The sequence below is a fragment of the Streptomyces violascens genome (assembly GCF_014649955.1).
In the GTDB taxonomy this organism is placed as follows: domain Bacteria; phylum Actinomycetota; class Actinomycetes; order Streptomycetales; family Streptomycetaceae; genus Streptomyces; species Streptomyces violascens.
In genome coordinates, this window is sequence record NZ_BMUA01000001.1 from 176,509 (window position 1) to 195,566 (window position 19,058).

15 protein-coding genes are annotated in these 19,058 nt (G+C 69.9%); 8 read left to right on the plus strand and 7 right to left on the minus strand.

Annotation, left to right across the window (positions count from 1 at the left end; translation table 11 throughout):
* Positions 1–76 precede the first annotated feature (76 nt).
* Positions 77–499 carry a DUF3592 domain-containing protein gene (locus tag IE206_RS00885; protein WP_189959576.1) on the plus strand — a complete coding sequence of 141 codons (423 nt, stop codon included), beginning with the start codon at positions 77–79 and terminating at the stop codon, positions 497–499.
* A 16-nt stretch (positions 500–515) separates the two neighbouring features.
* On the opposite strand, the gene IE206_RS00890 is transcribed toward IE206_RS00885, so the two are convergent.
* The 3 genes from IE206_RS00890 to IE206_RS00900 are packed head-to-tail and all read right to left on the minus strand — an operon-like array spanning position 516 to position 5,091.
* The gene (locus IE206_RS00890) at positions 516–1,784 is read right to left on the minus strand and encodes an MFS transporter (protein ID WP_226598595.1); all 1,269 of its coding nucleotides are present in this window, start codon (positions 1,782–1,784) and stop codon (positions 516–518) included.
* A gap of 44 nt (positions 1,785–1,828) precedes the next feature.
* Positions 1,829–3,838, minus strand: a complete 2,010-nt coding sequence (locus IE206_RS00895) for a PEP/pyruvate-binding domain-containing protein (RefSeq protein ID WP_189959580.1) — start codon at positions 3,836–3,838, stop codon at positions 1,829–1,831.
* Entirely contained in the window at positions 3,835–5,091 is a 1,257-nt protein-coding gene (locus IE206_RS00900) for an ATP-grasp domain-containing protein (RefSeq protein WP_373300847.1), read from the minus strand. The genes IE206_RS00895 and IE206_RS00900 overlap by 4 nt, the downstream gene beginning before the upstream one ends.
* A 397-nt stretch (positions 5,092–5,488) precedes the next feature.
* Here IE206_RS00900 and IE206_RS00905 point away from each other — a divergent pair, with 397 nt between their 5' ends.
* Positions 5,489–6,784, plus strand: coding sequence for a PAS domain S-box protein (locus IE206_RS00905; protein WP_189959584.1), 1,296 nt, complete (start codon positions 5,489–5,491; stop codon positions 6,782–6,784).
* 67 nt (positions 6,785–6,851) lie between these two features.
* Here IE206_RS00905 and IE206_RS00910 read toward each other — a convergent pair whose 3' ends face one another.
* A complete protein-coding gene (locus IE206_RS00910; RefSeq protein ID WP_226598596.1) occupies positions 6,852–8,102 on the minus strand; it encodes an FAD-dependent monooxygenase in 1,251 nt (416 codons plus the stop codon).
* A gap of 604 nt (positions 8,103–8,706) precedes the next feature.
* Here IE206_RS00910 and IE206_RS00915 point away from each other — a divergent pair.
* Together IE206_RS00915 and IE206_RS00920 are read left to right on the plus strand one after the other, a co-directional pair.
* Complete coding sequence (locus IE206_RS00915) at positions 8,707–9,255, plus strand: GNAT family N-acetyltransferase (RefSeq protein WP_189959586.1); 549 nt, start codon at positions 8,707–8,709, stop codon at positions 9,253–9,255.
* A 108-nt stretch (positions 9,256–9,363) separates the two neighbouring features.
* Complete coding sequence (locus tag IE206_RS00920; RefSeq protein ID WP_189959589.1) at positions 9,364–10,113, plus strand: hypothetical protein; 750 nt, start codon at positions 9,364–9,366, stop codon at positions 10,111–10,113.
* Positions 10,114–10,423: 310 nt separating this feature from the next.
* On the opposite strand, the gene IE206_RS00925 is transcribed toward IE206_RS00920, so the two are convergent.
* Positions 10,424–11,419, minus strand: a complete 996-nt coding sequence (locus IE206_RS00925; protein WP_189959591.1) for an esterase/lipase family protein — start codon at positions 11,417–11,419, stop codon at positions 10,424–10,426.
* 812 nt (positions 11,420–12,231) lie between these two features.
* Here IE206_RS00925 and IE206_RS00930 point away from each other — a divergent pair.
* A complete protein-coding gene (locus IE206_RS00930) occupies positions 12,232–12,630 on the plus strand; it encodes a hypothetical protein (protein ID WP_189959593.1) in 399 nt (132 codons plus the stop codon).
* Between the two features lie 313 nt (positions 12,631–12,943).
* Here IE206_RS00930 and IE206_RS00935 read toward each other — a convergent pair whose 3' ends face one another.
* On the minus strand, positions 12,944–13,336 hold the full coding sequence (locus tag IE206_RS00935) for a hypothetical protein (protein WP_189959595.1): 393 nt from the start codon (positions 13,334–13,336) through the stop codon (positions 12,944–12,946).
* Between the two features lie 552 nt (positions 13,337–13,888).
* On the opposite strand from IE206_RS00935, the gene IE206_RS00940 reads away from it, so the two are divergent.
* From IE206_RS00940 to IE206_RS00950, 3 genes are all read left to right on the plus strand, one after another.
* Positions 13,889–14,947: a vWA domain-containing protein gene (locus IE206_RS00940; protein WP_189959597.1), complete on the plus strand. Its 1,059-nt coding sequence runs from the start codon at positions 13,889–13,891 to the stop codon at positions 14,945–14,947.
* Positions 14,948–15,075: 128 nt separating this feature from the next.
* Positions 15,076–16,407: a lipase family protein gene (locus IE206_RS00945; protein ID WP_189959599.1), complete on the plus strand. Its 1,332-nt coding sequence runs from the start codon at positions 15,076–15,078 to the stop codon at positions 16,405–16,407.
* 233 nt (positions 16,408–16,640) lie between these two features.
* A complete protein-coding gene (locus tag IE206_RS00950; RefSeq protein ID WP_189959601.1) occupies positions 16,641–17,273 on the plus strand; it encodes a hypothetical protein in 633 nt (210 codons plus the stop codon).
* 146 nt (positions 17,274–17,419) lie between these two features.
* Here IE206_RS00950 and IE206_RS00955 read toward each other — a convergent pair whose 3' ends face one another.
* On the minus strand, positions 17,420–19,045 hold the full coding sequence (locus IE206_RS00955) for an FAD-binding oxidoreductase (RefSeq protein WP_226598600.1): 1,626 nt from the start codon (positions 19,043–19,045) through the stop codon (positions 17,420–17,422).
* Between the last annotated feature and the right edge of the window lie 13 nt (positions 19,046–19,058).

The following is a 19,058-nucleotide window of genomic DNA, read 5'->3' on the forward strand; positions in this document are numbered from 1 at the left end:
GAGTACCGAAGCACCTGCGGATTGTCACCGCCGCCTCACCTGCAACCGGCAGCCCCATACACACGTCAAGCACCACGTGGAACGTGAATGGCTCTTCTCCCTCATCCCCCTGACCATCGGCATATTCTTCCTCGGCTTCGGCGCGTACGGTCTCCGCCAGGCCGGCGTGCTCCGCCGCGCAGGTGTCACTGCCGAGGCCCGGATCGTCCGCCACGACGTCAAGCGGGACGATGGCATCGCCTATCACCACCCTGTGGCGGCTTGGACCGCCCGGGACGGGCGCACGTACGAGTGCTCCTCCAGGTTCGGCCGCGCAACCGTCGGAAGTGGCTTCCGCGTGGGAGCGCATGTCGCAGTCCGGTACGACCCGGACAATCCTCACCGGTTTTCGATCGAGGGCTGGGACATGAAGGGTCTCGACCGGCTGTTCACCGTGCTGGGGTCGATGCTCACTGTCGGCACGGTGACCGTGTTGCTGGTGCGACTGCTCACCCTCTGACCAGGGGCGTCGTCGTTCAGCTGCTCCATGCCTGCGCCGCCGGGGCCTCGACCGCGGCTCGATCCCGCTTCACCACCCCGCTGCGCAGGAGCAGTTGAACGGCACCGAGCAGCACCGCGGTCGCGAGCGCGCTGTGCCAGAGCAGGGCGTCCAGGTGACCGGCGGAGACGTAGGCGCCCACGGCGATCGCGGCCAGGGCGCACACCGCGCGGTCCACGATGCTCTCGACCGAAAGCAGCGTGGCGCGCGGGGCGTTCGCGGGCACGGCGTCGTTCACCAGCTTGCGCTGCACCGGGTAGACGAAGCCGGTCGCCGCGGCGAACAGGCAGAGCAGGGCGACCACGGCCCACGGGCCGCCCAGTGTCATAGCCGCCAGCGTGCCCGCGAGGGCGAGGCTGAGGATCGACACCCAGGCGACGGGTGTCACGCGACGGCTCAGCCACTGGGGGCGGGCCGAGCCCACCGCCTCCGCCACCGTCATCGCGGCCAGCACTCCCCCGTGGGAGGCTTCCTTGATGCCGTGGTCCAGCAGGATCGGCTGGAAGAGGTTGACCTGGCAGATGCGGGACAGCGTGAAGACCGCCACGCCCTGCACCATCACCAGGCCCAGCCACCTCGACGAGGCGACGCAGCGCAATGCGGCACCCGCGTCCCGCAGGAACGCCCGGCCCCGACGCCCTCCGTCCTTCCGGGCGGCGGCCGCCGCCTCTGTACCTCCATCCGTTCCGGCGAGCCGGGGCAGCCCCACCGCGCAGGCGAGGGAACCCGCTGCACTGGCGGCGCTGAGCACGTACGGGGCCGTGTGGGCCACCGACATCAACGGCCCGACCAGCGGCCAGCACACGACCTTCGCCGCAAGCCCCCAGGCCCGCGCGGTTCCCTCCGCCTTCAGGTAGTGCTCCTCGCAGTTCTCGGCCCGCAGCCCGTCGTACAGGTAGGCGCTCGCCGCGCCCGAGGTGAGCGAGCGGCCCATGGCGATGGCGAGGAAATGGAGGAGGAAGCCGGTGTACGAGGCGCTGACGACGGGAGCCAGGTTGGCCGCGGTCATCACCACCGCGCCGGCTCGCAGGCAGTTGCGGGCGCCGATCCGGTCGGCGATCAGGCCGGTCGGGATCTCGAACAGGCAGAAGGCCACGTAGTAGATGCTCTGGATGCCGAAGATCTGCCCGTCGGAGAGCCCGGCCTGCTTCTGGTAGGCGTAGAACACCGGCATCCACCACAGCAGGTTGAACAGCAGCTGGAAGCCGTAGTTGAGCCGGATGATCCGGTGAGCGGTCCGCGTCAAACCGGTGGGCGTCGGACCGGTGCGTGCGCCCGTCGTGCCCGGGCTCACAGCGCGTACGGGCGGATCTGGACCAGCCGGAAGTCGCCCCGTTCGGTCATGAGCCACTCGATGTCCAGCGGCCTGTCCACATCGGCCTCGCTGAAGTGGGACTGCAGGAGCCGCCCGGTCAGGGACAGGTCGGCGAGCCGGGCGCGGGTGGTGGCGGGCAGATCGTCGCCCCAGGAGCCCAGCGCGACGGTACGGCCGCCGCCCTCCACCGTGTTGTACAGGTACTGCTGCGGCAGCACCGAGCCCTCGACGACCCGCTCCGGGGAGCCGGGGGAACAGTTGAGGTAGACGTTGCGGAAGTCCGCGCGACGGGTCGGGTCGCAGGTCACCAGGACGCCGCCGAGGGAGGCGGGCACGTACTCCTGGATGATCACGCCCATGTACGTGTCGTCGAGCGAGATCCCCACCTGGTGGCGCAGCCGCACACTGCGGGGTGACACCAGGGAGGCCCACACCTGGCGTACCGCGTCCAGGAGTTCGGCGGTGCCGTGGACGGTGGTCACGGAGTCGTAGACACCGGCGGCGGAGAACCCGGGCAGGTCCTCGGCGTTGGACGAGGAGCGCACCACCAGGCGCCCGTGCGCGGCGGGCGGCGCGGGGAAGGCCTGGCTGATCTGCCGGATGACGGACTCGGGTACAGGCGTGTGCCGGATCAGCTGTTGGAGTTGCAGACAGATCGGGTCCAGGGCGTCGGCGGCGTCGAGTTCGAGTGCCATTTTGAGCTTCCCGATGCCCTGCTGGATCGCGGGCGAGGAGGCGAGGAAGTGCTGCTGGAGCGCGAAGGGGAGGGCCACGCCCTCCGGGGCGCCGACGGTGGCCGACACGAACTCGGCCGCCCTGGAGCGGAGTTGGGGCATGGAGGGCGCGTCGAGGCCGAGCCGGGCGGCAAGGTGCCCGTAGAGGTCGTCGCGCGGCGGGCGGGGCCGGCCGTAGAAGGCGGTCAGGTCGGCGGTGCGGCTGTCGAGCACGTGGTGCAGTTCGCCGAGGTTGGCCGCCTTGGTGCCGTAGCGGTCGTGGTCGGCGCCGCGAAGGCGGTGCAGGGACAGGACGGGGGCGTCTTCGAGCAGGGGCGGTTCGAGGCGGATGCGCTGCTGGTGCCAGGCCGGCGCCCGCAGGACCGGTTCGTGGTCGAGGCGCTCCAGGGAGATCTCGTCCTCGCGCACCTGGTAGCGGACCCACGCGCCGTCCAAGTCGTGCTTCTCGACGAGCTGTTCCAGGTCGCGCACGATCGCGTTGGGTATCCCCCAGCCGGAAGCCAGGACGTTGGTGTGGGAGAGGGGCGTGATCGGCGCGGTGTTGAGGAATCCCGCCGTCCGGGGAACGTCGTCCGGCAGGCACGGCATGGCTACGATGTCCGCCCAGCCGAGCTCTCGCGCCGCGGCCGCGTACTCCTCGTCGGTCCGGAAGAAGCGCAGCCGTCCGACGGCCTCGCCGGGGTTCAGCGGCGTCCGGACCCGGGAGCCGAAGAGTTCGTGGCTCAGGATGCGCGGCAGGTGCTGTTCGCTGATCGCCGCCAGCTCCTCCTCCTGCCCGTGGTTGGCGGGCTTGAGCAGCACCGGGAGCCGGCCGTCGACCCGTTCCCGTACGAACTCGTAGAAGAATTGCAGCAGCGGGCCGTTCATGGTGTCGGCCTCGGTCGTCTCCAGGACGAGGAAGGTGCGTTCGCGGCCCTCGGGGTCCTGGTCGGTGTGCAGGGACAGCACACCGAGGAGGAAGCGCCGTGCCGGGTCGGCGTAGACGGAGGCGTTGAACGCGTCCAGGTCCGCGTCCAGTTCGGCCAGTTCCATGCCGAGCACGCGGGTGGCGATGTAGTTGACGTGGAAGGGGTGCGCCGCCGTGTCAAGGAGGTGCCAGGTGTTCTCGGCACGGTCGACGACGACCTTGAGGTAGGGGTGGCCGGCCAGCACTCCGGAGAGGGTGCGGAAGAGCGGCAGGGAGAGGTTCTCGCCGACGACGGTGCGGTCCGTGGCCGGCTCGCAGGCGCCGGTGAACAGCTGGGCGGTCACGCGGAGACCTCCTCGGGCCGTGCGGCGGGCAGGACCTGCGGCAGGGCCTCCACCAGCGTCTCGAAGTCGCGCAGCACCGTGCGCGCGTCGGTGGCGGAGAGCAGGCACAGGGCGGCCATGGTGTTGGCGCCCGCGGCCGGGTCGTAGACCGGCACGACGCTTCCGTCGGCGAGCGAACTCTCCTCGACCACCGACAACTCGCTGCCCCGGCTGAGGGGCACCTCCTTGGCGACGACCGGGAAGTCCCACACCTTGCGGTGGCGCCAGGCCTCGCCCCGGCCGTCGACCGCGAGGACGACGAGGGAGCCCGCCGCGCCGCGCGCCTGCGCCGGGGTGAGGGCCTGCTCGGGCCAGTGGACCGGACGTCCGACGAGGTGGTCGACGAGCATGCCGACGAGGTCGAGCCCGAAGACGTCCTCGATCTGCGGCACCGTCATCGCGCCGCCGAACCGGGCGGCCGTCTCGATCAGCCACATGCTGCCGTCCGCGCCGAGCTTGATCTCGGTGTGCGTTCCGCAGTCCCGCAGGCCGAGGGCGTCGACCGCCTCCCGCGCGAGCGCCACCACGCGGTCCTGGGCGTCCTGGGACAGGAGGGCGGGGGTGATGCCGGCGCGTTCGGTGAACGGCTCGACCGTGGGCATCCGGCCGCTGAGGCAGACCGGGTGGAAGGTGCCGTCCGCCACCACGCCCTCGACGCTGACGTAGTCGCCCCAGCCGGGCTCGTCGAACCAGTCCGATGCGGTGCCGGTCACGATCTGCTCCACCACGAAGTGGCCCTGCGCCTCGGCGACGTGGAGTTCGGCGTACCCCAACTGGGCCGATTCGGCCATGACTTCATGGGAGCGGTGCCAGGCGGCGGACAGTTCGCGCGGGGAGCGGATGATCTGGTGCGCGGTGGATCCGGCGCTCCAGGCCGCCTTGAGGAGCAGCGGGAAGGGCAGCGCATCGGCCGCCTCGCGCAGGTCAGCCTCGGTGTCGACGGAACGGAACTCGGGCTGCGGCAGCCGGTGTTCCTGCCAGGTGCGGCGCATCAGCCGCTTGTCGCGCGCGAGCGCCGCGGCACCGCCGGCCCCCGCGAGCCCGAGCACCTCGCAGGCCTCGGCCACGGCCACGACCGCGTACTCGGAGAAGGTGAGCACCGCGTCCGCGCCCACGTCCTCGGCCCGCGAGACGATCAGCGACACCAGGTCGGAGCGCTCCACGTCGGCGGGTGTCAGGACCGAGGCGCACAGTCTCCGGGCGGCGCGTGCCACAACGGGAGGAAGGGCGCTGAGCGCCAGCAGGTGCACTTCCGCCCTCACGGCCGTCCGGGACAGGACGTGACCGAGCGGCGGACCACCCTTGGCATGCACTAACAGCACCTTGCTCACTGAAGTTCGTCTCCATTCGTGTATTTCGGGGCGTAATCACCCGCACACTCAAGGGGACCACGGCAACCGGCGCCCACATCGCCCCGGGGGACGCCGGCCGTTCAGGCAAATGCCTGATTCGCAGGCCGTGTTGGGCGCCGGGAGGTGCCGCGAGGGCTCACAGAACGGCTTCCACTTCGGCCGAGAAGCGAGCATGCACGGGGTCGGGGCGGGATACCCATGCGATGTGACAGTGCGTCAGCCGGTTGCGTACGGACCGTATACGAACGGAGAGACCGCTGTGGATGACTCCAGCCTGAAGGCGCTGCTCGAACACCTTCCGGTGTTCTGGTGGGAGGTCGACGAGCCGTGGCAGGTGCGCGAGAGGGGAGGCGGCGCCTTCGCCGACACCAAAACGGCCCAGCGCTTCCTCGACCGGATGCGGCAGGAGCTCGCGGCCCCGGGTCACCCGCCGCAGGGAGGCCGCTGGCGGGCCCGGTTCGACGGCCGCACCTTCGATGTGAGCTGGCCCCTGGACGAGCGCGGCGCCGGCCACCGTACGCACGGCCTAGCCGTGGAGGTCGACGCCCGCCCCGAAACCCCGCGGCAGCACGCGGCCTTCGCGGGCCTGGTCAACCTCTCCCCGGCGGCCGCCTTCATCCGGGACAGCGATGGCCGCTACCTGTGGGCCAACCACGCGTACGCGCACCTCTACGGCACCGTTCCGGAGGAACTCGTCGGCAAGCGCATCGAGGAATACGACGCCCCCACCGAGGCCGCCCAGTTCCGCGCCCTCGACCAGGAGATCCTCACCCGGGGGACGCCCATGCGGCACACCCTCGACTACCGACGGCCGGACGGCAGTGCGGGCCAGGCGGTGGGCCACCGGTTCCCCGTGCGGGAGAACGCGCGGACCTGCGTCGCCGGAATCTACGTGGACATCACCGATCACCTGCGCGCCATGGTCCAGCGGCAAGAGGCCGAGGACGACTTACGAGCGCTGCGCGACCACAGCGGCCTGCCCTGCGCGCTCCTGTCGGCCAACGGCCGTGTGGTCACGGCGAGTTGGGCCGCAGCCGAGCTGTTCGACCTCAGCCTGCACGACCTGGTCGGCCGCCGAGCGCACACCCTGCTCGCCCCCGAAACCGGCCTCGACGGGCTGCACCGCCGGTGGAACGGTCTGATAGCGCGCCACACCCGACGAGTGGAGACGTCCGCAGTGTTCGTGGACGCCCAGGGGCGGCAGCGCCGCGCACAGCTCCACCTGACCACGGTCGGCCATTGCGCCGGCCGCGCCCGCCACGTCTGGGCCGTCGTCACCCACCAGAGCCTCGCCCACGACCCCCATCCGTCACTCACCCCCGCCCAGATCCGCATCCTCTCCCTGCTGGCCGCGGGCAGCAGCAACGGCGACATCGCCACCTCGCTCAGGCTGTCCCGGCAGACGGTCGACTACCACATCAGCCGCCTGCGGGAACTCCTGGACGCCGACACCCGCCCCGCCCTCGTCGCCCGAGCCTACGTACTCGGCATCCTCGCCCCCCGCGCCTGGCCACCACGCTCCGCCACGGCGGCCCATCCGCTCAGTACCGTCTGACGGGCGGCGGCAGGGCGGCACCGCCCTGCCGCCGAGCCGGCCCACGCCCACGCACCTCCAAGTCCCCTCAGTAGTCCGGCAGATCGAAGGCGACAGCCGCGCGGAATTCCGCCGACTCCTCCCGGCCGGGCCCATCGGGACGCGCCGAGTCCGCGTCCGCCTCCGGCCCCGACGCTCCTGTCTCGGCGACCAGCATCTCCTGGCCCAGGCTGAGCAGCGCCTGATTGGCCGTCACATGAGGGCGCAGCCGCTCCTCGTAGGCCTGATAGGCAGCCACGTGGTCGCCGTCGGCGAGGTGCAGCTCCCCCGCGAGGACGTAGGCCGCCGTCAGCGCGACGCTGGTGCCCTGCCCGGTGAGCGGGGAGCAGCAGAATCCGGCGTCGCCCAGAAGCGCGACGCGCCCCCGCGACCAGCGGTCCATCCGGATCTGCGCCACCACGTCGTAGTGGAAGGCGTCGGTCTCCCACATGGCCTTCAGGAAGCGTGGCACCTCCCAGCGCAGGGACTCACAGCGCTCGGCCACCAGCCGCTTCTGCGCCATGAGGTCACGCGGCAGCATCTCTTCGTACGCCTCCTCGGATGTGAAGCCCACGAAGACACGCAGTTCGGTGTTGTCCCGCACCGTCATGGCCATGCAGCCCCATATGTCGTCGACACCCGGCCGGTGGAACACCTCCCAGCGGTCGAGGCCGAGGTGGTTGGGGGCGCTCCACGACGCGACGTAGACACCGATCGGATGCAGATAGTCGGCCTCAGGGCCGAAGACCAGTCGACGGGTCGCCGAGTGGAGACCGTCGGCGCCCACCACGAGGTCGAAACGCCGCTGCTCACCGCTCGCGAAGTGGACCCGGACACCGTCGTCCTCCTGGGCCAACGTGCCGATGGAGTCGCCGAACAGGTACTCCACCCCGCTCCCGGCGGCCCGGGCGAGCAACGCGGCCAGATCGTCCCGGAGGATCTCCACATCGGGTCCGTCCGAGGGGCCGCCGCTGGCGGTCCACCCCTCGGTGCGTCGCACTTCACGACCGTCCGCGTCGACGTGCGACATCCCGCGCAGGCCCGTCCTCCCGGCCCGCAGCTCCTCCGACAGGCCCATCCGCTCGACTACTTCCATCGCACTTCCGCGCACATCCACCGCCTGTCCGCCGCCGCGAAGGTCCGCGGCACGCTCGACGACGGTGACACGGAAGCCGTAGCGCGCCAGCCAGTACGCCAGAGCCGTGCCGGCGATGCCCGCGCCGGAGACGAGGATCGAGGTGGGGCGTGAGTGGTGCGGCCGGATGCTGTTCGTCATGGTGACCTCCCGAATCGGTTCCATGCGCCCATCCTTGGCAGTGGCACCGACAGAGCACCGACAACCACGTGCCAGCTCCGACAAGCCACCGACAGACCGCAGGACGCCGGGCCCCCTGGTAAGGGACCAGCCGTGCCTGTGCCTTGCACGGCAGGCGAGCCGAGCGTGATGGAGTCTCGGTGTCAGAGGCGGGACCTGGGCTCCGCCGCATGACGTTGCGACTTCCTGACGGGCTTCCTCGCGGTTCGGCCATACCGAGCAGCTCCCCGACCATGTGGGTTTCCGCCGAGCCGATCTCCGATCCTGCACTCTGGTGGACCGTGCCGCCGACGGCGGCGAGGACACGGGCCCCGAACCGGTCTTCCCTGCGAACGACCGGCCGGGAGGACTGCTGCGGAGAATCGTCGCCGTCCCCCTCGCGTACGCTCTCGGCGGCAGCAACGCCGAACTCCGGAACTTCGCCGGGCTCCGCCTCATCCACCCACGTGAGGGCCAGTGCAAGGGTGTTCCGGGATGTCCTCGCAGCGCGGGCCACCGCACGCCCCAAACCACCACGCCCCACACCCAGATCGCCCCAGCGGTGAATCACGCGGGCGACACGCCCACGCACAGGCTTTAACGTTGGTCCATGCCCCCTACGCCGTCACGTGTCGAACTGCACCCGCTCACCCTCTCCGACCAGGACGAGTTCTGCACGCTGGTGCAGGCCAGCTCCGAGCTGCACCGGCCTTGGATGCAACTACCCGCTACCGCACAGGAGTTCCAGGCCTGGATGCACCGCTTCGACGACGGCACCAACCGGGGCTATCTGATCCGTGTGCGGGAGACCGGCGCAGCCGCCGGCACGGTCAACATCAACTCGATCATCCGGGGCCGCTACCAGGGTGCGTCCCTGGGCTATGCGGCCTTCGCCCCGTTCGCAGGGCACGGGTACATGACCGAAGGGCTGGCCTCCACCCTGCAGCACGCCTTCACCGACCTGCGGCTCCACCGCCTGGAGGCCAACATCCAGCCGGCGAACAAGGCGTCCCTCGCCGTGGTCCAGCGACTGGGCTTCCGCTACGAAGGGGTTTCGCCCAACTACCTCTACATCGACGGAGCCTGGCGGGACCACGAACGCTGGGCCATCACCGCCCCGAAACCCTGGACACCCGATCCGTCACTTCCCGAGGTGTGAGGGCCCCCGGGGGGGGCGAACACCCCGCGGAGTTCCAGGACGAACGCCGGCTCACCGCTCTGGAACAGCCGGAATAACAAACCAACAGCAAGCAATAGGGAGGGCAACATGACGAGGGCCGGACGGCGAAGACGCGGAGTCCTGGGGATCGTGGCAACGGGGGCGGTTCTGTTGTGCGGGTGTGGGCCGCTCGGGGTCACGGGCAGGCCTCGCCCCAACCCCACCTCCGAGGCCGGACTCGCTCAGCTACTGGACTTCCACTATGTGGGCGACTCGGGCGAGAACGAGACGATGAACCAACAGTTGGTGATCAAGAACAACGCCCGGCGTTCGCAGGTCCCGACACTGTCGTTCACCGCGTTCGACAAGAACAAGCACGTGCTGCCGCAGGTGCGAGTCACCACCGTCTACGGCAGCGACCACGGCAATCTGGTCGCTCCGTTCGGCAGCAGCTACGACGTCCTCAGGTTCTCCGGGCCCGGTGAGCACGATGTGGCCGATGTCCGTGTCGCCGTCCGGCGCACCTCCGTGGCCCGTATCCCCGCTGGGCCGCACGACGTGACCACGCAAGCTCTCGACAGCCGCGGCAAGGAGATCCCCAGGTTCGAACGGTTCTCCGCGGTCCGTCTGACGAACGAGGACGACGTCCCCGTGTCCGTGCGCGTGGTCTACATCCTCTGGGACCGGCCTCCCAACGGTGTCACCCAGCAGGCCGTCGAGGTCACTCCGGTCGGCGCGCTGATGACCGTTCCCGCGCACGGCACCACCGTCCTGCAGGTGGACACCGCAGCAGCGAAGGCGGTTGCCCGGAACTCGGAAGGCCCCGCCGTGAGCATCAAGGCCTACAACTCCCAGTAGGAACAACGCCCGCCGGTGGGCCCCGCCCTTGCGACGAGTTACTGTCCGGGGGCGGGAGGTGCCGGTCCGAAGGCCACGGATGTCTTGGCCCCGATCCCGGTACGGAGTGTGTCGCGAAGGGCGGGCCACTTTTCTGCGAGCAGGCTGTAGTAGAGCGAGTTGCCGCGATTACGTCCTGGCGCCGCATATGGCTGCGCAGGATTCCCTCGTAGACCAGGCCAAGACAGGTCAGGGCCTGCTTGCTGGGACCGTTCGTTGAGATTGCCTGTGCGCAGGGCGAGCCGGATGAGTTGCGGGCCCTCGAACAGGGTCACACCGGCAACAGCATGAGGGCGCAGCGCACGGGACGGGCGTGGGTGGGGTCCAGGGCGTTGAGTACCAACTGGTACGTGTTCAGGTCGTAGGAGCTGCCCAGGTGGCCGGTGAGGTCCAACGGGCACACGCCCTGCAGCAGGATGTTGTGCACGGTCGCGCCGGGTCCGGCGGTGAGGTACTGGTTGGTGTACGGGGTCACTACCTCGTCGGTCTTGGTGATGATGTTGGTGTAGGTGACGCCGGGCTCGGTGTCGCCCTTGGCGTAGAGCCGGTGCAACACCGGGGAGCCGACCGTCTGGTCCCTGGCCGCGGGGCTGTCCAGGCCGAGCGGCTTGCCGGCGCTCCCTGCCACCGCCAGGACCGCATCGGCGACGTGGATCAGGCCGAGCAGGGTGGTGCCGTGACTGCTGGGGCTGATACCCACCAGCTGGTGCACCTTCGCGGCACCGCCCTCGAAGCGCAGGTACCACTGCGGCATCAGACCGCCGCCTTGGGAGTGGCCCACGAGGTCGACCTTTGCCGCCCCCGTTGCGGCCCGCACCTTGTCGACATAGGCAGCCAACTGCCGGGCCGAGGCGGGAATCGGGCCGACCGCCTTGATCAGGGCATGGGGTCTGGTCTCGCCGTAGTTGAGGGCGAAGACGCAGTATCCGGCCTTCTTCAGCACCGGGGCGAGCCCGCTCCAGTTGTCGAAGGCGTTCTCGAACGTGCCGTGGACCAGCACCACTGGGTAGGGGTGGGCGGCCGAGGGCTTGCAGCCGAAGTCGTTGGTCCCGGCCGGGGAACGATCGGGGTCCGCCACCGAGGCCAGCAGCGCCGGGGCGAAGCTCACCACCCCCAGACCGCCCAACGGGTCGACCGGCGACGCAGGCTGATCCTCGACGGCAACATGCCGCAGCTTGGAGCCCTCGGCAGAGGCGGCGGGGACAGAGGCGGCCAGGCAGACCGCCGCGGCGAGGGCAGTGCCTGCGGCCTTGAGGAATCGGCGCATCGTGTGCGCACCTCCTGGTGACGGGTCGGCGGTCGGGGTGAGAGCACCCCAGCTTCGACAGCCCGCCGCACCCCGTTCGCGTACGCCGCGCCGCGTACGCCCGTTCAGCGCACGCGCGGTCAGCCGGGCGGGCGGAAGCGGCTCTCTGCCGGAGAGAAAGCAGGGGGCCACGCGGCGGCCGGCCGAGCCGCCGGTCCCACTCCTGCCCCGTCATGCCACCGCGTGGGCCACTGCCATGGGACCGGCGGCGTCCCCCACCCGAATTTCGGTACCTCGCCGAAGGACTTGGTGAACGACATGAACGACAACAGGCCGTGATCGAGAGGAAGTTGAAGGTTGTCCATGCCCTTCGTGAGGAGTCGGCGGCCAAGAGCGCCGCGCGACCGGCGCGACTCGTTCCCATTGACGGCGAACTCCCCGGCGGCTTGCTGTGGTAGGTGAGTTGACAGCGAACGACAGGCTCGCGGCTGTCCTCGCCTCCCGCGCGTTTCTCGGCGCGTGTCCGTCCGCTGACGTCTACAGCCACACGGTTGCCCGGACCAGCCGCCGAGCTCACCCTCAACCGACCGGAACACGAAAGGAGACCCCTCGCAGTCACGGGCTCCTGCGCTCACGACCCCGCCAGCCAGGTCCACGAGCCGCCGGCGGGAAAGGGAGTTGGTGGGGGCGGCCATCATCAAGCCGGCGAGTTGGGCGTTGGTCCGAATGAGCGCAATTTGTGACGTGTTCTGCCTGCCCCTCGTTCTAGGGGAGGCAGGTTGCACAGGGCGGGCCTGCCACTCCTCACCAACCCACCGAATGGGAGCACAACCGTGATCAAGCAGGTTCTCGCCGGGGCGGCTTTCGCCACCGCCGCAACGATGGCTGTCGCCATGCCCGCCTCGGCCTCGGCACACACCACCGCGCCCCAGGCTCTCAAGTCCCCCACCGACGCGCTCCAGAGGATCCTCGCCACCAATGTCGTGCAGGGCCCGACCGCCGGCGGCACCGGCGCCACGGGCTTCGGGACTCTCAACGGCGACACCGCCATCACCGGTGAGTCCGGCGGCATCCTCAACAACCACGGTGCCCCGCTCGGCCACATCGACGGTCGCTGCCTGGTGCCGCTGCCGGAGGGCGAGGGCATCGGCGGACACGGGCTCGGCAGCCTCAAGAACGAGTGCAACATCGCGCCCGCCGACCAGTACCAGGCCCCGCAGAAGCTGCTCTGAGGTACGGCTGGGCGTACGGGCCTCCCACCAGGAAACCCTGCGCCACATGCTGAACGAAGAGCAACTCGCGCGGCTCTCCGAACTCGGAATGGACTGGGTGTAGTCCATGAGAGTTGCGGAATCCGGGGCGGGTGGACGGCAGCTCAGCCGTCCACCCGCCCCGGACGTTTTGGCCCAGATGTGCAGCTGTCGGCATGCCCGACCTGCATCACCAACCTGCTGACTGCTGGCTTGCTCCTGCCGGCGGACAGTGGGGTGCGGGACAGTCCCCTGCGGGGCAGGGGGCTGTGGGGTGGTTCGGGGTTTTGGTGGGTCAGAGGAGCTTCTGGGGGGCCTGGTACTGGTCGACGGGGGCGAGGTTGCAGGCGGCCTTGGGGCCGCCGAGGGCGTGTCCGCCGATGCCCTCGCCCTCGGGCAGGGGGACCAGGCAGCGTCCGTCGATGTTGATGAGGGGGGCGCCGTAGGTGTTGAGGATGCCGCCGGAATCGCCGGTGATGGCGGTGTCGCCGTTGCGGGTGCCGAAGTCCCTGGCGCCGGTGGCGCCGCCGGAGGAGCCGGTCGCGGTGCGGGCGGTGCGGATGCTCTCGTGGGCGCTGGTGGCGATGCTCCTGGCCTCGGTGCCCGTGGTGTGCGCGGAGGCGGGCGCGGCGACGGCCATCGTTGCGGCGGTGGCGAAGGCCGCCCCGGCGAGAACCTGCTTGATCACGGTGTTGTGCTCCCATTCGGTGGATCGGCGGGGGTGGCAGGTCCGCCCGGTGGGAAACCTGCCGCCCTCTAGAACGAGGAGCAGGCATAAAACGTCACAAATTGCGCCCATTTAGACCAATGCGGCAGAGGCCGGGGGGCGTTGCCCCGACTGCCTGCGGGCGGGCACCCGGGTCGGCCGGCGGGGTCGTGGGTGTGCAGGGTCCCGGGGCTGGTCAGGCCCCGGGACCCTGGTGCACTCTCCATATGCGCCGGGCTCAACGACCCCCCACAGCCCCGGTCACCCAACATCCCCCACCCAGCCCATTCCGCACTCGGCGGCATGCTTTTCGCCGGCATGCCGGCTCGCCGTGCCCTCTCCATCCCGTACGGAGCACCCCTGCGGCGCCGCGCCACGCGGTCGGCTGCCCCGGCCCGCCCTGCGGTCGCGGAGGGCCGGCGGGCCCAACCCGGCGGGTCCGGGGGCAGGGTGATCCGGTGTCAGGCGGCGTTGTCAGTGCCTCCACCTACAGTGAAAACGTCACTCGGGGAGCCTCGGAGGGGGAGCACAACCATGTCCATCAACAAGATCCAGCACAAGGTGAATCACGTCGCGCTGGTAGTCGACTGTTCGGGGTCCATGCGTCCGCACCAGAGTCAACTGATCCGCGTTGTGGACGAGTTCGTGGCCGGGTTGAAGGCCGAATCCGACAGCCTCGGCCACGAGACGCGGATCAGCCTCTACTCCTTCGACCACCAGGTGGAGAACCTTGTCTGGGACATGGACGTGAAGCATCTGCCGTCCATGCGGGGGCTGTACCAGGTCAACAATGGCGCCACCGCCCTCATCGAGGCTTCGCTGAAGTCTCTGGACGACCTGGGGCACATCTGGGAGCAGTACGGCGAGCACAGCTTCCTGCAGATCGTGGTGACGGATGGTGAGGAGAACGCGTCCGGCGGCGACAGGCGGCACGACGGCGACCCGGCGATCCTCGGCCCGTGGCTCGACAGGATCGCCGCGACAATGGGCGGTCTTCCGGGGCACTGGACGTCCGCGATCCTGGTTCCGAACTCCCTGGCCAAGCGGACCGCCCAGAACTACGGCTTCCCGGCCGGAAACATCGCCATCTGGGACGCCGATTCCCAGAAGGGTGTCGAGGAGGCGATCGGCACCGTGCGCGCCGCCGCCACCAGCTTCCTCCGGGGCCGCGAGCAGGGGGTGCGCGGCACGAAGAACCTGTTCGCCGTCGGTCAGGACATATCGGTGGACGAGGTGCGAGCCAACCTCGAACCGATTCCGGCCGACAAGTACCGGCTCCTCAAGGTCGACAAGGAGATCGAGATCCGCCCCTTCGTCGATTCACATCCGGGTGTGACGTACGAACGTGGCGCGTGTTACTACCAGTTGGGCGGCCGGGCCCAGGTTCAGCAGAACAAGGAAGTCATCGTGGTCGAGAAGGACACCGACCGCGCCTACACGGGCGATGCGGCCCGCAGCCTTCTGTTCGGTACGGGGGTTCGGGGCACCGTCTCGGTGAAGGCGGGGAACAATCCTGCGCTGGAGGTGTACGTGCAGAGCCGTTCGGTGAACAGGAAACTCAAGCCAAAGACGCGGCTGCTCATCATGCTCTGAAACCGAACGACGCGCCGCCCGGCACCCGGGTCACGAAACACTGGTCGCGGCTCTGTACAGGGCAGTTACCTCTAGGTAACTTTCCTGAGGTCACTCCTGTCACTCATTTGACGATCCACGGGGGAGCCATGTTCAGACACACCGCGCGGGTGCTGGCGACCGCGGTTGCCACGGCGCTGGCCGCCACCGCCGTTCCGGCCGCAGCCGCCACGCCGTCGACGGCCGCGAAGAGCGACCCGTTCTACACCTACGACAGCAGCACACCGTTGTCCTCGTACGCGCCGGGCACCGTGCTGAAGAAGCGGACATTGCAGTACCACATCGTGGGATTACCCACTCCGGTCAAGGCGATCCAGCTGCTCTACCGCACCAGCGACGCTCAGGGCCGCCCGGCCGCCAACGTGACCACCGTGGTGCGCAGCATCAAGGGTGACGGCAGCAAGGCGGTTTCCTACCAGTCGTTCTACGACTCGCTCAACCCCCAGGACGGGCCCTCCCGCGCCATCGCCGGAGGCGTCACCCTGGGCGGAGTCATCACGAACACCGAGAACCTCTTCCTGGTGCCCCTGCTGACGCAGGGCTACAACGTCGTCATCCCCGACACCGAAGGGCAGACCGCCGACTTCGCCGCGGGACCGGAGTACGCGACGAACACGCTGGACTCGATCCGGGCCTCGACCACCCCCGAAGCCGGTACTGGCATGAACGCCGACACCCGGGTCGGCCTCATGGGCTACTCAGGCGGTTCCATCGCGACCAACTGGGCGGCGGCGCTGGCACCGGCGTACGCGCCCGATGTCAACAAGAGGCTGGTGGGCTTCGCCGAGGGCGGCCTGCTCGTGGATCCGGCACACAACCTCAAGTACGTGGACGGCTCCCTCGTGTGGTCCGGGGTCATCCCCATGGCGATCATCGGGGTGGCCAGGTCGTACGGCATCGATCTGAAGCAGTACATGAACAGCTACGGCCAGCAGGTGTACCGGGATCTTGAGCACGGCTCGCTGCTCGACGCACTCGGCCACTACCCCGGTCTGACCTGGAAGAAGCTGGCGAAGCCGGAGTACGCCGATCCGAACTCGGTGACCGCGTTCGTCGAGGCGGTCAACAAGATCAACCTGGGTTCGGCCGCCACCCCGACCGTTCCCGGATTCATCGCGCAGGGCAACGGAGGCGTCGCCGAGGGGACGTTCGGCAACCCGCCGGGCATCGGGACGGGCGACGGGGTCATGGTCGCCGGGGACGTCCGCGCGCTCGCCCGGCAGTACTGCGCCACGGGCAACGACTCGATCGCTTTCCACCAGTACAACCTGCTCAGCCACGTCCCCGTGGCCGCGGCCTGGGCACCCGGCGCGATCGGCTGGCTCGGGGACCGGTTCGCGGGCAAGCCGGCCCCGTCCGACTGCGGACACATCGCACCGGGCAACTCGGTGGCCCCGGAGCAGCCGACCTCGGTGTCATGACCTCACAGCGGCACCCACGCGAACAGTCAGACTCGCAGAGACCATCAACTCCCCTTATCAGCCATATCAGTTGGGCCGAGAAGGGCTGACGCACACCGAGCGGTACCGGCACAAGCTCGCGGAGCGCGCCATGCCGGGACCGCTCTCGGCCGTAACCACGACAAACGGTTGTTCCCCTCCCCGGAACGCGGATACAGATATGCGCGACCAGTCGGTACAAGGAGGGGAAAATCATGAAGAAAACCATGAGCAAGACTGCCGGTGTCGTCCTGGGGCTCGCGCTTGCGGGCACCCTGGGAGCCACCGGGGTGGCCGAGGCCCAGGCCCAGCCGTCGATCCAGGCTCCGGCCGCCGCCCCGGCCATCAGCACGGCGGGCGCGGGCAGTTCGGCCGTCGAGGCACCGCCCGCCTCGGTGGTCGCGGACCTGAAGGCGGCGACCAGCAGAGCGCGCGCCTCGCTGTTGCCGAACGCCCGGGTGATCTGTTACGCCGCCCACGTCCAGGACATCGGCTGGCAGTCGGCGGTCTGCGACGGCAGCGTGGCCGGGACGACCGGTCAGAGCCGCCGCATGGAGGCACTGGCGATCTCGACCAGCGGCGTCGGCGGCGTCTGCGCCGACGCCCACCTGGCCGACATCGGCTGGCAGGGCTGGAGGTGCGGAGGGGACGGCACGGTCGTGACCGTCGGCACCACCGGCCAGTCGCGGCGGATGGAGGCGCTGGGCGTCCAGGTCGGCTCGGGCAGCGTGGGTGCGCAGGCGCACGTGGAGGGCTACGGCTGGCTGGGCTCGGTCAGCGGAAACCCGGTCTATGTGGGGACGACGGGCCAGTCACGGCGTATGGAAGCCGTACGCATCTGGGTCTGAGACCCGGCGTCTGACGCCTGATATGTGATGCCGGCAGGGGTGGTGCCGGACCGCGGCCGGCACCACCCCTGCCAGAACAGCCGTCCCTGTCATCATGCGTGCCGCAATGCTTCAAAGCCACATACAACCGGCCGCGGCCGCCCCGCTCAGGCGGACGGCCGGATCGACAGGGCGTGGTGGAAGACGTCGCGCGGGTCCCAACGGGCCTTGACCTGTTGGAGGCGCGGGTAGTTGTCCTTGTAGTAGAGGGTGTGCCACGGCACGCCGGAGGTGTTCCACTCGGGGTCGGCCAGGTCGGTGTCCGGGTAGTTGATGTACGAGCCGTCACTGACCACGCCGGGCACGGGGACGCCGCCGCTGTCGGCATACACATCACGGTAGAAGTTGCGGACCCAGGCGAGGTTGGTGGCGTCGTCGCGCTCGTCGGACCAGATCGTCTGGTAGACCGCCTTCATGATCACATCGCGTTGGGCGACGGCGGTGGCGTCGGCCGGTACGGCGCCGACCTGGCCCCCGTACCCGACCAGGAGCATGCCGCCGCCCGCCGTACCCGAGCTGTTGGTCAAGTTCCGGTGAATGGCGGTGAGTTGGTCGTCGGTGAACGAGCGCCGCAGATAGCCTGCCTTGATCTTGTAGCGGCGGGTGCCGACATTGCCGGGCTCGCCGGTGCCCGGCCAGGTGGTGGGGTGCAGCCAGGGCATCGAAAGCCAGGTCTCCTGGCCCGCGAGCCCGGTGCCCTCGGTGACCGCTTTCGCGAACTCGCTCACCATGGTCCGGGCGCCCGGGATGTCCGCGTCGATCTGTACGGTCATCAGGAAGCCGCCCGCTCTGCGGTGCATCGGGATGAGGATCGCGTACAGGCCTGCGTACGGCGAACCGGGCGCGCTGTTGCGTTCGTGCCAGGTGCCGAAGTTGTGCAGCAGCCTGGTGAACGCCCGCGAGGTCATCTTCTCGTCCCAGGGCCAGGTGACCAGGTACGCCAGCTGCTCGCGCGGTGCGGCGGGCAGCAGCCGGGACGGGTCGCTCCCCCGCGGGCCCGGCGAACGCAGCCAGTACCGGGTGACCACCCCGAAGTTCCCGCCGCCTCCGCCCGTGTGTGCCCAGAACAGGTCGCGGTGCGGGTCGTCCGGCTCGCGCGTCGCCACCACCGCGCGGGCGGTGCCGTCCTGGCCGACCACCACCACCTCCACGCCGTAGAGGTGGTCCACCACCGATCCGTACCGGCGGGACAGCGGCCCGTACCCGCCGCCGGCGAAGTGCCCGCCCGCTCCGACCTCCGGGCAGCCGCCCGCGGGAATCGTCACGCCCCAGCCCTTGAACAGCGTCCGGTAGACGTGCCCGAGCGTGGCGCCCGGCTGCACCGCGAAAGCGCCGCGCGCCGCGTCGTAGCCGACGGCGTCCATGGGCGACATGTCCAGGAGCATCCGCACGGCCGGGTCGGCGGTGAAGTTCTCGAAGCAGTGTCCGCCGCTGCGCACGGCCACCCTGCGCCCGGCCCGTACGGCGTCGGCGACCGCGTGCACCACCTGCCCGGTCGAGCCGACGACACGGATCTCGTCCGGCCGCCCCACGAAGCGGAAGTTGTTGCCGCGCAGCAGGCTCTCGTAACGGGTGTCCCCCGGACGGACCGTCACCGGCCCGAACGCTGTCGACTCCCCCGTCGCCGGGCCGGTTTCCGCGGCTGCCGCGGCAGCCGGCGGGCCGACCACACTCGCTGCCGCGCCTGCCGCGGCCAGCGCACCGGCCGCCGCGAGCAGCCCACGGCGGTTCAACGGACTGGGATCC

What these genes read in the sequence shown, in the direction of transcription:
- IE206_RS00910 (WP_226598596.1), bottom strand. Translation starts at nt 8,102, where the DNA reads ATGGAACCGATTCGGGAGGTCACCATGACGAACAGCATCCGGCCGCAC.
- IE206_RS00915 (WP_189959586.1), top strand. Translation starts at nt 8,707, where the DNA reads ATGCCCCCTACGCCGTCACGTGTCGAACTGCACCCGCTCACCCTCTCC.
- IE206_RS00920 (WP_189959589.1), top strand. Translation starts at nt 9,364, where the DNA reads ATGACGAGGGCCGGACGGCGAAGACGCGGAGTCCTGGGGATCGTGGCA.
- IE206_RS00925 (WP_189959591.1), bottom strand. Translation starts at nt 11,419, where the DNA reads ATGCGCCGATTCCTCAAGGCCGCAGGCACTGCCCTCGCCGCGGCGGTC.
- IE206_RS00940 (WP_189959597.1), top strand. Translation starts at nt 13,889, where the DNA reads ATGTCCATCAACAAGATCCAGCACAAGGTGAATCACGTCGCGCTGGTA.
- IE206_RS00945 (WP_189959599.1), top strand. Translation starts at nt 15,076, where the DNA reads ATGTTCAGACACACCGCGCGGGTGCTGGCGACCGCGGTTGCCACGGCG.
- IE206_RS00950 (WP_189959601.1), top strand. Translation starts at nt 16,641, where the DNA reads ATGAAGAAAACCATGAGCAAGACTGCCGGTGTCGTCCTGGGGCTCGCG.